The 12924-nt window shown below is 30.8% G+C and carries 14 protein-coding genes and 1 tRNA gene; 8 read left to right on the top strand and 7 right to left on the bottom strand.

The window, feature by feature from the left end; translation table 11 throughout:
• Positions 1 to 44: 44 nt before the first annotated feature.
• Complete coding sequence (locus ACKTTV_RS09855; protein ID WP_408030671.1) at positions 45 to 1286, bottom strand: response regulator; 1242 nt, start codon at positions 1284 to 1286, stop codon at positions 45 to 47.
• Positions 1287 to 1498: 212 nt separating this feature from the next.
• Between ACKTTV_RS09855 and ACKTTV_RS09850 the strand changes: the two genes are divergently transcribed.
• The 3 genes from ACKTTV_RS09850 to ACKTTV_RS09840 all read left to right on the top strand — a co-directional run bounded on the left by ACKTTV_RS09850 (position 1499) and on the right by ACKTTV_RS09840 (position 4692).
• Positions 1499 to 1858: a hypothetical protein gene (locus ACKTTV_RS09850; protein ID WP_408030670.1), complete on the top strand. Its 360-nt coding sequence runs from the start codon at positions 1499 to 1501 to the stop codon at positions 1856 to 1858.
• Positions 1859 to 4232: 2374 nt separating this feature from the next.
• A complete protein-coding gene (locus tag ACKTTV_RS09845; protein ID WP_408030669.1) occupies positions 4233 to 4385 on the top strand; it encodes a hypothetical protein in 153 nt (50 codons plus the stop codon).
• Positions 4386 to 4491: 106 nt separating this feature from the next.
• Positions 4492 to 4692, top strand: coding sequence for a hypothetical protein (locus tag ACKTTV_RS09840; protein WP_408030668.1), 201 nt, complete (start codon positions 4492 to 4494; stop codon positions 4690 to 4692).
• 266 nt (positions 4693 to 4958) lie between these two features.
• On the opposite strand, the gene ACKTTV_RS09835 is transcribed toward ACKTTV_RS09840, so the two are convergent.
• From ACKTTV_RS09835 to ACKTTV_RS09810, 6 genes are all read right to left on the bottom strand, one after another.
• Positions 4959 to 5432 carry a nuclear transport factor 2 family protein gene (locus tag ACKTTV_RS09835; RefSeq protein WP_408030667.1) on the bottom strand — a complete coding sequence of 158 codons (474 nt, stop codon included), beginning with the start codon at positions 5430 to 5432 and terminating at the stop codon, positions 4959 to 4961.
• A 187-nt stretch (positions 5433 to 5619) separates the two neighbouring features.
• Positions 5620 to 6195 (bottom strand): GDSL-type esterase/lipase family protein, encoded by a 576-nt coding sequence (locus tag ACKTTV_RS09830; protein ID WP_408030666.1) that lies wholly within the window; start codon positions 6193 to 6195, stop codon positions 5620 to 5622.
• 143 nt (positions 6196 to 6338) lie between these two features.
• Positions 6339 to 6414: transfer RNA gene (locus ACKTTV_RS09825), tRNA-His, on the bottom strand.
• Between the two features lie 55 nt (positions 6415 to 6469).
• Positions 6470 to 7186 carry a bacillithiol biosynthesis deacetylase BshB1 gene (gene bshB1, locus ACKTTV_RS09820; RefSeq protein WP_408030665.1) on the bottom strand — a complete coding sequence of 239 codons (717 nt, stop codon included), beginning with the start codon at positions 7184 to 7186 and terminating at the stop codon, positions 6470 to 6472.
• A gap of 10 nt (positions 7187 to 7196) precedes the next feature.
• Positions 7197 to 8372: a trans-sulfuration enzyme family protein gene (locus ACKTTV_RS09815; protein WP_408030664.1), complete on the bottom strand. Its 1176-nt coding sequence runs from the start codon at positions 8370 to 8372 to the stop codon at positions 7197 to 7199.
• 59 nt (positions 8373 to 8431) lie between these two features.
• Positions 8432 to 9844 carry an MATE family efflux transporter gene (locus ACKTTV_RS09810; protein ID WP_408030663.1) on the bottom strand — a complete coding sequence of 471 codons (1413 nt, stop codon included), beginning with the start codon at positions 9842 to 9844 and terminating at the stop codon, positions 8432 to 8434.
• A 158-nt stretch (positions 9845 to 10002) separates the two neighbouring features.
• Here ACKTTV_RS09810 and ACKTTV_RS09805 point away from each other — a divergent pair, with 158 nt between their 5' ends.
• The 5 genes from ACKTTV_RS09805 (at position 10003) to ACKTTV_RS09785 (ending at position 12910) form a co-directional block, all read left to right on the top strand.
• Positions 10003 to 10755 (top strand): Rossmann-like and DUF2520 domain-containing protein, encoded by a 753-nt coding sequence (locus ACKTTV_RS09805; RefSeq protein WP_408030662.1) that lies wholly within the window; start codon positions 10003 to 10005, stop codon positions 10753 to 10755.
• Positions 10739 to 11266, top strand: a complete 528-nt coding sequence (locus ACKTTV_RS09800) for a KdsC family phosphatase (protein ID WP_408030661.1) — start codon at positions 10739 to 10741, stop codon at positions 11264 to 11266. Before ACKTTV_RS09805 ends, ACKTTV_RS09800 begins: the two co-directional genes overlap by 17 nt.
• Before the next feature lie 34 nt (positions 11267 to 11300).
• Positions 11301 to 11876 (top strand): Crp/Fnr family transcriptional regulator, encoded by a 576-nt coding sequence (locus tag ACKTTV_RS09795; RefSeq protein ID WP_408030660.1) that lies wholly within the window; start codon positions 11301 to 11303, stop codon positions 11874 to 11876.
• 71 nt (positions 11877 to 11947) lie between these two features.
• Positions 11948 to 12397: a hypothetical protein gene (locus ACKTTV_RS09790; RefSeq protein ID WP_408030659.1), complete on the top strand. Its 450-nt coding sequence runs from the start codon at positions 11948 to 11950 to the stop codon at positions 12395 to 12397.
• An 84-nt stretch (positions 12398 to 12481) separates the two neighbouring features.
• Entirely contained in the window at positions 12482 to 12910 is a 429-nt protein-coding gene (locus ACKTTV_RS09785) for a DUF2147 domain-containing protein (RefSeq protein WP_408030658.1), read from the top strand.
• Positions 12911 to 12924: the final 14 nt, after the last annotated feature.

Genomic DNA, 12924 nt, shown 5'->3' with positions numbered 1-12924 from the left:
ACATAGTTATCTGTACTTTTCATATTGACTAATTTAGCTTAGGGTCAGCTCAGCGTGAGCTCTGTATTTTCTTTTAATACTTTTCTTTCGATATCATAAAAATCTAACTTGATGTTTTTCTTTTCTAGCTGTTTTTCATAATAGTAATCACTATATCCATATGCTATTTGACCTAATTGAAATATGATTTTCATAGAGTCTTTCATTGATAGTTTTGACCCATCGACATGTACCCATCTCTTTAATGGTTGTTCACAAACTAACTGTTTGGCCACGGGTAATGTAAACTCCTTCTTCATTCTCATAAATAACTCAACATCAAATAACCATTTTGTTAAAAACTTTTGTCCGAACAATAATGGGACAATTTTTCTATCAAATATTTTCGCACCACACTGTGTATCTTTAAAGTCCATTGATAATATCGTACGGATAATTAAATTTATTGTTTTACTTATAATTGCTCTTGCAGAATCTTTCGCAATATTTGCTCCCATTCTCTGAATTCTTGATCCGCTTACTATTTTAAAGTTTGAATTTTCGATTGTGGTAACTAAATCATCAAAATCGTTAAAATCAGTAGATAAATCAGCATCAAGAAAACCGATATAATCTAATTTCGTATTCTTAGCCAAGTAAAGCATTCCTTGTCTTACCGCTTCAGCCTTACCTCCATTCTTTTCACAATTATATACTTTAATATAATCTTCTCTTCCTTCTCTAAGGTTTTCTAATACTTTTAATGTGTTATCTGTGCTACCATCATTTACAAAACATAAATAATAACCTGGGTTTTCATCCACAAAGCTTAAAAATTCATCCTGAAGCAGTCTTTCTTCCTCGTTATAACATGGTATTACAACACCGACGCTCCTTTTTTGAATCATAATTTTATCAAGAACAACCTCTTCTGATTTCAAATTGACTGGCTGACCTATGAGTCTTTTTGTTCTTGCACATATTTCATTAAGACTTAAAGGTTTTTTCATGTAATCATTAATTCCTAAATCGAAACCTTTCATTATGCTTTCGTCATCAACGCTTCCAGACAGCATCATAATTGGGGTATCTTTTGCTCTTTTTTTTCGAATGTGTTCCACAATTTCAAATCCTGAGATTTCAGGCATATGAATATCAATAATTACTAAATCTGGTTGGAATGAATCGAATAATTTGAGTCCTTTAATACCGTTAGTTTCTGTTTCAACCTCATAGCCTATAGCTTTAAGTCTTTTTTTGATAGGGAGTAACACTAACTTTTCATCATCAATTACTAGTACTTTCATTTTAGTAGAATTTCGGGGGGTTACTGATAGCTAATATAAATCAAAAGCCTATTTGAAAAAAATTAGAACGTTGATTATCAGTGCTTTTTAGATTAAATGCTTTTATATATAGACCAGTGGTTTAACCCTCTAAAATATAGCTACCACTCGTCGATATTCTTTACAAAAACTATTCTCATGTTAGCTTTTTTAGACTAATTTTGCCCTGATTTATGATACAGATAGAAGATTTAGTTGGGCACTATTCTATAATAGGTAACAACCAGAACCAAGAGAAAAATACTTATAAAGGGTATTTGACCTTATCACTTGATGAAAACAAAAGAATTAATGCTTTGTGGAAAATTGGAGACCAAGAACAATTTGGCAATGGTTTTTATAAAGACAACTTATTAATTATTAATTTTTGGTATGAAGGAGATAATTCTTATATATATAAAGGAGTAGTTGCTTATAAATGTTTAACGGCAAACTTGTTGGAGGGCTTTTGGTCCGAAAAACATGGAAATCCAAAGTTTTTAGGCGAAGAGCGTTGCTTTAAAATGTTAAATGATAATACTCAAATTAATTAACATTTTAAACTTAACATCTTGAAACCCCAGTATTAAGTTTAATATTTAAAGAATATTAACCATTCCCTTAAAAGGCATAAGTAATTACATATCAATACATTAATGGTTAACCCTGATCTTCTTTTCAGTAGTTTCACTTGTTTCATTTTTCATTTATTCCATTTAACTTTGTAGCACTTTTAGTGTTATCTGCGTATTAACCAAACTTTACTAACTATAACCTTTGTTAAATGTTGATACGCAGTCTTTTTCCTTTCTATTTCGAATATTTATACAAAATAATCCTTAAATAAGGAGATATATAAATATCATTGAATTATAAACCCATTATCATACCCTCCTACTCAAACCCAACAACAAACACTGATTTACAGTGTTTTACCTTATTAAATACAATTAGTTTTTTCGATATTTGATATACGCTTTTGCGATTAGTGTTATCTGCGTATTAACCTTACTTTGTTCCTTCTAAAATCACAGTTAGTACGCAGTTTTCACCAACACTATTTCTAAAAAATAATTTATTCTTTTATTACTAAATACTTCTTTACCTTTTTTCAACCATGTGACTTAATAAGTTTTTGTGTGTCATATAGTTGAGTAGATTTTGGGGGATTTCTACTAAATATTTAAGAGGAGAAAAAGGATATAGGCATATATCCTTTTCTGTTTTAAGTAAAACTCGTTACAAGAAAGCTTCATTTTAATCGATAGATCTTTCTAAACAGCTAAGTTAAAATTTCAGTCAATAAGTAAATTTGTTTAACACCTATCATATACATCTCTTATGAATAAATACATAAGCTAACATATCTCCGTTAATTACCTACGTTTTAACTACAGTTAGCTACCATTCAACTAATAAACTCAATAATTACTCCAATTTCAGTTTAAATTTAAGAGACTTTCAAACATAATGATTAATAAAGAAGAAGCGCTTTAACCTAACATCGGTTTGCTTCTTCTTTCTAGTTTACCTCACTCCTTCCTATTTCATGCTTCTTGTTCAGAAAAACACAAATTGAAGAACTTACCTTCGCTATAATGACATAAACTTCTTCCAAAAAAACACAAATAACTGATATGCAAACAATTATAAACAACCTCTTTTATTCTCATATTAGACAATTTGTTTCTATTTTAACATAAAACACTACATCACAGACACTTCAAGTATTTTCAGTGGAAATTTCTATTGTACTTTTGTCATGTATTTAATAACAATCCCCCTTTATGTTATTATTTACAAGCTTTAAAAATTAGTTTTAAATAGTTCGTTTTCATTAAAGCTATCAACACAACAAAATATTTTTAAGAACTCTTTCCCTTGTTTTGATAGCTTTTTTTTAAAAAATTCCATACTCTTTTATTATTTCACAAGTTATTGCTATTTTAACAGCTGCTAACCAAAACTTTATATTTATGTTAAAATCAATTTTGAGCCTTAGTGGTGTTAAAAAATTAGAAAATGACAATTTAAAAACAGTTAATGGAGGAAATTCCTGTTTAACACAATGCATTAGATATGATTGTATAGACGTACCTGTTCGTTACAGACGTCAGTGCATTTTTGATTGTATTGAACAGTGTTCGGTATAAGTATACAAAAAACAACTTGTATAAAAAGACCTTTAACTAAATGTTTTAGGTCTTTTTTTATGCTCAATACCTTTTTAGAGGGTAATCCATGAGAAATATAATTAGTAAAGTACTTTTTGGAAATTATTATTGTAAATTTCTTTGCACAAAAAATTGTTTTTGTTTTTCAGGATCCTTTTATATTCTATTGCCATATAAATAAATCCTTCTTCACGCTTTAGCAACCTCTTAAATCAAAGAAGTAAACCATAATTTTCTATATTTATCAACTTTTAGTTGCGACTGCGTATTAACCAAATTTTCTAATTTTTCCTAACTTCTCAGTATCTGTTGATGTGCAGTGTTAATATTCCGTAATACTAATGTTCTATCATTATTAATAATGACTTTTTTTGTGTATAAACCTAACAACCAACCAATAAACTATAACTTACTTTTAAGTTTTTTTTATTTATTGTAAGTTTTAGATTTCCTTCCGACTAATATCATGGTTAATATTTTTTAAGATTGAGTTTATTCTTACTCTTTTTTAAAATATAAAACATTTAACTGCGTATTAGCTTGATTTTCGTTGCGTAATTTTTTGAAAAGACTTGTTGGTGCGCAGTCTTTTTTGATATAATGCTTGTTTAAACTTCGACCAACTGCAATAAATGTATAGCCCTCATAAAGCCCTATTAATAACTATTTCTCCTCATTCTTTTTAACAGCAATTTTACACATTGTGGTTTTCAATTGTTTATATTAGTCTTCTACTAACCATAAATTATTTGTTATGCTAAAAAAACTAAATACTATAGGTAAAATATTAAACAAAAAGAGCTTACAATCTATCAACGGAGGCGCAAGTTGCTTCCCTCTTAAACCATGTGATATTGGTACCGATTGGGATTTCGGCAGATGCGAATGTGTTCCTAGCAACTCATAGTATAATTAAAATAAAAGAGCGAATTTGAATTCGCTCTTTTATTTTAACAATAAGTAGATCTTTTTTAAGTATATTGATAACTTAAATAACCTTAAAATTAACTACTATGTTAAAAACAGTTTTAAACTTAGGTAATAGTCTGGATAAAACCCAGCAAAAAGCCATAATTGGTGGTAGAACCATTTATTTATTTGGAGGAGATTGTTATAGACAATTTTGCTCTAATAACCCACCAGCATTACCTCCTGGAACAAATGCCTTATGTGCACATCCATTTGATTGCGATTCAAACATATTTGAACCTTAAAATATACATTTGAATAGAATTAAAACAAAACCACCTTTTTTAGGTGGTTTTCTTATTCTTAATAAACTATATGATTGAATACTATATCAGGAAATTTATATTCCTAAATCTTAAGTAACTCAAAGTTTATTTTAATTATATTGCAGCGTGATTAACTGGCTGCGTGTTAACCAAACTTTCAACTAGATCAACCCCTTGAAATAAGTTGATGCGCAGTTTATCTAAGTTAGCCACATTTTTTTAAATTAGACTTATTTATATAGTCTTTATTGGCGAACTCCAGTAGAATGCATCATTTTTAATCGCCAACCTTCGTTCGTTTTTACAGCTATAGCACTTTCTAGCCATTTTGCTTTTCCAACTAAAGTATCTGCACGTGTAAAATCCGCTTCGTTGAAATAAGCTATTTGAATGGAGTTTCCGTATTTCTCAATAGAGATGTAATCCATTTTATTAATTCTCTTTGCTCTATTAGGTCTAGCGAGCTGTCTTTTCATATATTCTTTGATACGATCATTATCCCAAATTTCACCTTGCTCCAAAATGATGAAATCCTTCGTATGATACTTGTTAATTTTTGTAGAATCTACTCCACCCCATAAATCGTCAAAAGCTCCCTGAATTAAATCTTGAGCTATTTTAATTTCTTCCTTAGAGATTGGTTTTTCTTTTTGATTTGATTTTTCAACTTGACATGATGCTATTAAAACCATAAGTAATAATAAGCCCAGTGACTTCATTTTTAAAGACATAATTTTATAGTTTAGTAGTTATTTCATAGGGAATGCTAAGTGATTCCATCTTTGTCAAAGATAGATAATTGGCCAGCTAAATCATAAATTTTAACTTCTGTTTGGACTCTTAAGCAGCATACTATCAATTATCAAATAATACTAATAAAATCATTAGCTCTAAAAACCTTTTAACTTAAAGCAAACCTAACTCATCAAAAACCAATTTAGCATTTAAAAACATTTGATTATGTCCAAGCTCATTAGGATGTAATCCGTCTTCTAAAAACATTTCAGAACTCATATTTGATGAAAAATCTATTATTGTTTTGTTTCGGTCGATAAAAACCTTTCTCAACAAGTTTTTAAAAGAACTTAGACGTTTACTAAAAGTAGATACTGAAATAAATGGGCTCTCGTCGTTATAGTCCTCCAAATTTAAAAAAGTAGTGGGAATACCTATTATAGGTGTTATTTCGTAAAACCTAGCATGCCTACTCATAGCCAAAATATTACCGATAATTTCATTATCAGGTATATTCAACCATATATCATTAGTTCCTCCCATAATAATAACATAATTAGGCTTATGTCGTGCAACTGTTTCATAAAACCTCGATAACATCCCTGAAGTTGTATCTCCAGATATACCAGCATTTATTATTTCTAAATTTAGATCCTCACTTAACAATGTACTCCATCTTTTAGAAATATCTACACCATATCCTTCAGTTAAACTATCTCCCAAACAAACAATTTTCTTTTTAGTCATTTTGAGTTTCTCTTGTTATATTAATCAAACTTTTGTCAAAATTCAAAGAAACACTTGAAATCATTTATTAATTTTAGTGGCTATAAAATTCTTTAAATTAAAAACAACAAAAAAGCCTTAGTAAATACTAAGGCTTTAATTTCGGGTGGAAGATCGGTCTCGAACCGACGACCTCCGGAACCACAATCCGGCGCTCTAACCAACTGAGCTACAACCACCATTTGTTTTGCGAGTGCAAATATATAAGGTTTTTCCTATCCCACCAAACATTTTTTTAAATTAATTTACTTAAATTTTCTACAGCTACGTAACGTTCTGATGTAAAGCCTTCTGCAAATTCGACTCCAATAAGCCTTCCTAAATCATTTGCTCGATATTTAATACTATCTATAAAATTTTTACTCGTAATCGGAGTTTCTGGCTCCTTACTATTCGGATCATAAAACTGAGATGCATAAGCTTTCACTGAATCAATTTTCTTATCCATATAACCAGAAACGTCCACGACAAAGTCTGGTTCAATGTTTTTCCATTGTATATAATGATATACTTGCTTAGGTCTCCATTTTTCTTGTTTCACTCCATCTAGTTCAGTTTCGATTTTCAATAAACCACTTAAAAAGCACGCATCAGAAACCAAACTACTTCCCTTTGGATGATCAATATGCCTATCATCAATAGCATTGCACAAAACGATTTCTGGTTTATATTTTCGAATCATTTTTATAACTTCTAACTGATGCTGTTTATCGTTTACAAAAAATCCATCTGCAAACCTTAAATTTTCACGAACACTTACTCCTAAAATTTCAGCAGCTTGAGTCGCCTCTTGATCTCTTAATTCTGCCGAACCTCTCGTTCCTAACTCTCCTCGTGTTAAATCAACTATTCCAACTTTTTTTCCCAGTGCAATTTCTTTGGCTATGGTACCACTACACCCCAATTCCACATCATCGGGATGAGCTCCAAAAGCTAATATGTCTAATTTCATTTATTTATAGTTATATAGTATTTTCTTCTACTTTTATTGTTTTCTTTAGTGCTTGTTCGATATCAGCAATTAAATCTTTCGTTTCTTCTATACCCACAGAAAAACGAATCAAACCATCCTTAATACCTTGTTCAGCTCTTGCTTCGGGGCTTAACAATCCATGAGAAGTTTGTGCCGGACTTAACATGGTGCTTTCTACCCCCGCTAAACTCATAGAAGGCTTTATCAGATTCAAATTCCTTTGAAAATCCATTGGATCAATGTTTTCCTTTAACTCAAACGATAACATTCCGCCAAAATATTTCATTTGTTTTTTGGCCAGTTGATAATCCTTGTGTGATTTTAAACCAGGATAATACACCTTCTCAATTAATTCATTATTCTCTAAATACTTTGCCATTTTCAAAGCGTTCTTACTCTGCCTTTTTACTCTTAAATTCATGGTTTTTAAGCTCCTTTCCAACATCCAAACAGTAAAATCACTTAAACTTCCACCTAAATTTTTGGCCAAATTCCAAATTTTATGAATATGCTCTTGTGAAGCAGCTACTGCTCCTGCCAAAATATCAGAATGCCCTCCCATATACTTTGTTGCAGAATGTATAACAATATCAACACCAAAATCCTTAGGAGTTTGATTAATGGGGGTAGCAAATGTATTATCAATCATTGTAATGATGTCATAATGCTTTGCTAAATCTGATACCGCCTTCATGTCTACAATTTTCATCAGAGGATTTGAAGGTGTTTCAATAAAAATAATTTTGGTATTATCACGAATTTCTGAAACAAAATCATCTATTTCCAAGCTTTTTGTAAAAGTATACTCTATTCCAAATTTATTGAATTCTTCCACAACAAAATTATAGGTTCCTCCATATAATGTTTCTTGCAAAATCACATGGTCTCCTTTCTGTAAAAAAGCCAATAAAGTTGTACTAATAGCCGCCATTCCAGATCCAAAAATCAAACCAGCTTCCATTGTCTCTAAAGCCGCTATTTTTTTACAAAGAGCTTCTTGATTTGGTGTATTAAAATATCGAGGATAACGTTTTACATCGACATTATCGAAATTATAAGACGTTGACATGTATATCGGTGAAATAGCACCTTGAAACTGTTCATCTCTTATTTCTCCAACATGAGTACATATGGTATTAATTCCGTATTTGTTTGAACTTGCCATTGATTCTTAAAAGTTTATAGTTAAATAGAAATAGTTTCGTCTAAATTACAAAATATAGATTACACTTTTACAGACTTCCATTTCCCTTTCCTAAATAACCAAATCCCCAAAATGGCAATTAATACTTCCGCAATAGTAATTGACCAAAATACTCCCTGAGGACCAAAGTCTAAATGAATTGCCATAGTATAGGCAAACGGTAATTGAAACAACCAAAAACAAATAAAGTTGATTAAAGTAGGCGTGAACGTATCTCCTGAACCATTGAATGACTGGATAACAACCATTCCATAAGCATAGGCTATATAACCAGCCGACATTACCCGTAAACATAATGCTCCATTAGAAACCACATTTGGATTATCAGAAAACCAACTTAAAAAGGTTGTTGCAAAAAGTAGGTAAATTATTGAAACTGCTCCCATAAAAAAGGCACAATATTTACTTGTAATCCATACCGATTTTTCAGCTCTATCAGGTTGCTGTGCTCCTAAATTTTGCCCCACCAAAGTAGCTGCTGCATTGCTCATTCCCCATGCTGGCATCAATGTGAATAACATAATTCTGATAGCAATTGTATACCCTGCCAAGACTTCACTTCCGAATTCGGAGATTATTCTCATTAAAAATACCCAACTTGATGTACCAATAATAAATTGTCCAATACCTCCAAGAGATACTTTAACAATATTAAACAGTAATTGTATTCTTAAAATTAAATCTTTAATTGCTAGTTTTATTTTCCCAGTTCCATAGAATAATATCAATAATTGCGCTATTACTGCTACTCCTCTACCTGTTGTTGTTGCTATTGCTGCTCCTTCTACTCCGTAAGCAGGAATAGGTCCCAAACCAAAAATAAATATTGGGTCAAGAATTATATTTAATCCGTTTGATAAGATCAACGTCCACATAGCTATTGACGCATCACCAGCTCCTCTAAATATTGCGTTTATAAGGAAAATAAGCATTACGGTAATATTTCCTCCCAATAAAATCTGAGTATAACCATAACCTTCTTCAATTAAATCGGGCTCACCTCCCATTAGTTGTAAAATTTCCTTTGGAAACATTATTCCTATGATACTTATAAAAATGGATATAAATATTCCTAAATAGATGACTTGAACTGCTGTTTCATTAGCCTTTTTAATATCTTTTTCTCCAACTCTTCTCGCAACCATTGCTGTTGCCGCCATGCTCAACCCTATTGCTACAGCATATACCAAAGTTAATACTGATTCGGTTAAACCAACTGTAGCTACTGCATTTACACTTACTCTTGAAACATAGATGATATCAACCAAGGCAAAGATTGATTCCATTAGCATTTCTAATATCATTGGTATAGAAAGCATAAAAACTGCTTTCTTAAGACTACCAGAGGTAAAATCTTGTTGCCTACCAAGTATAGCGTCTTTAAAAAGTGATAATATATTATTATTAGATGTAGTTTGATTGTTTATTGTCATTGTAAATTGTTTAATAGTAAATGATGCCTTGACAAGAAGTTTTCAAGGTTTTGTATATCAAAATTATATGTCCGTAGAAAGGCTTAAACAATCATAATGTCACAAATATGCAAAAAATAAGCGAATCTCTTTGAATAAAATTCAATAAATTCGCCAGTATGATTAGAGTTGTTATAATTGGAGGTGGAAAGGTTGCTAATCACCTAATTAAAGCTTTTTTAAATGCTTCTGATGTTCAGTTAGCTCAAATTTATGCTCGAAATATAAAGCAAATAAAAGAATATGAACACCAAACGGAACTTACTGATGATCTTCAAAAATTAAAAAAAGCGGATGTTTATATAATTTCAGTTTCTGATGATGCTATTGAAAAAGTCTCTTCCAATATTATCGAACAAGGTCTTGTAGTCCATACTTCTGGAACGGTTTCCCTGATGTCTTTGAAAAACAAGGGACGAAAAGGAATTTTCTACCTATTACAAAGTTTTTCAAAAGACAAAGAAGTAAATTTTGATGAAATTCCTTTTTGCTTAGAAGCTGAAAATGATAAAGACCTTAAACTGCTTGAAAAGCTAGCCTTAACTATAGGAAAAAAAGTATACCATATTAGCTCTGAACAACGAAGTTATCTTCATGTGGCTGCAGTATTTGTAAACAATTTCACAAACCACTTATACTCTGTTGGGAATGATATTTGTGATAAATATAATGTGCCTTTTGAAGTTCTGTATCCTTTAATTAAAGAAACTGCTTTAAAAGTTGAATCTTTATCTCCAAAAGAAGCTCAAACGGGGCCAGCGGTTAGAAATGATAAAAACACAATTAAAAAACATTTAAGTATTCTTAATAAAAATCAACAAGAACTATACAAAACATTAACAGATTCAATAATAAATGGAAAAAAGTTATAAGGAGATACTTCCTCAAATCGATACATTAATCTTTGATGTAGATGGCGTTTTAACAAATGGAATGATCACTATTATGCCTGATGGTCAATTAATAAGAAATATGAATATCAAAGATGGTTTTGCCTTAAAAGCTGCTGTAAATTCAGGATATAGAGTTTGTATTATTTCTGGAGGAACTAACGAAGGTGTAAGAACAAGGCTAGCAAATTTAGGTATTAAAGACATTTACTTAGGAGCTCATAATAAAACGGATCAGTACCATGAATTGGTTGAAAAATACAATTTAACTCATGAAAACGTTTTATACATGGGTGATGATTTACCAGACTATCCTGTAATGAAATTAGTAGGAATGCCATGTAGTCCAAATGATGGTGCTCGAGAAATAAAAAGTATATCCAAATATATTTCAGATAAAAAAGGTGGAGAAGGTTGTGTAAGAGATGTTATTGAACAAGTTATGAGAGTTCAAAAGAAATGGGATGACAATTTTGATGCAAAATATGACTAAATCCACTAAATAATTACTTATCTTTTAGGTTTCTATGAGCCGGCTTAAAGAATATATAAGTAATATTAGCGATTTAAAAGACGAAACATTTAATAAGTTAAAAAAATGTTTCCAACCTCTTGAATTAAAGAAAAAAGAGTTCTTTGTTCGAGAAGGAGAATATGCTCGGCAAATCGGTTTTCTTGAGAACGGTATTGTTCGGGCATACTTTCTTAATCAAGCCGGAAAAGAATACAACAAACAATTTTTTGTAGGTCCTTCTATCATTGGAGCCTATACTTCCCTACTAACCAAACAACCAAATAAAATTGCTCAACAAGCACTTACTAACTGTACCATCTTAGCTGCAGAGTACTCTGAAATAGAAAAACTATATGAAAACTACCATGAAATAGAGCGTTTAGGTAGAAAAATTGCTGAATACTACTTTTTGGAAAAAGAGCAAAAAGAAATTGAAATGGCTTTACTCGATGCTGACAAGAGATATTTAATAATGAAAGAGCGTTTTCCCGGTTTAGAATCGATTATTCCTCAGTATTATATAGCCTCTTACCTAGGAATTTCTCGAACTCAGTTAAGCAGAATAAGAAAAAAATTACTTCGCTCGTAATTCTGTTTACATATGTAATTGAAATACTTCCCACAACTCTTCAAATTTGTAGTGAAATTAAAACTACAATGATGAATATTTTACTCGCAATTTCTTCAGGTTCTTTAGGGATTTTTTTAGGAACACAGCTCACAGAAGCCATACTCATGGTTCCCTATTGGAAAAGTCTTACTCCAAATGAATTCTTTCAACTTCATAAAACTTATGGAAAAAAAATATATCGCTTCTTTGCCCCAATAACGATCATTGCGACTGTAATTCCTTTAATAACTTCAATACTAATCATAAAATCTTCAAATAACTTTCAATGGACTGCTTTATTTATGGGAACATCTACGATAGCTTTTTTCACAACGTATTTCTTATATTTCAAAAATGCTAATAAGAGCTTTGCTGACAGAAGCATTTCAGACATTCAGTTACCAAATTCTTTAAAAAACTGGGAGCATTGGCATTGGGCAAGAATTCTTTTTGAAACAATTGCCTTTTTATGTTCTTTATTATTGTTAATAAAGAATTAAATTTGAATTAAAATAATACTAGATTGGTACGAAATCTGTTAAATACTATATAAATAAGAAAAAATAAACATTATACGATAACATATGAAAAGACTAATTTTTACTTTTTTGATTACCCTTTTTGCCACCAATATGAATGCACAATCAATATTTGGTAAATGGGAAAACCGTGACGAAACTACCAATGAAGTAGATAGCGTTATTGAAGTTTATGAAAAAAATGGAAAAGCCTATGCTAAAATCATTGAAATAATGGATGAAAACAGGCAGGATGCGCTTTGTGATAAGTGTAGCGGTAAAAGAAAAAATGAGCCAATATTAGGAATGAATATCCTTTCAGGCCTTAAAAAGGATGGTAGTGAATGGAGCGGTGGAAAAATTCTTGACCCAAAAAATGGAAAAGAATACAAATGTTATATTAAACTTGAAGAAAAGAATAAACTTAAAATTAGAGGATATATTGGCTTTTCTTTGCTTGGAAGAACCGCGTATTGGTATAGAAAAGATAGTTAATTTTAACTCCTTTA

The sequence above is a fragment of the Tenacibaculum xiamenense genome (assembly GCF_964513065.1).
GTDB classification, from domain to species: Bacteria; Bacteroidota; Bacteroidia; order Flavobacteriales; family Flavobacteriaceae; genus Polaribacter; species Polaribacter xiamenense.
The sequence above is the reverse complement of the archived record's forward strand: the minus strand, read 5'-3'. Positions and strand labels throughout refer to the sequence as shown.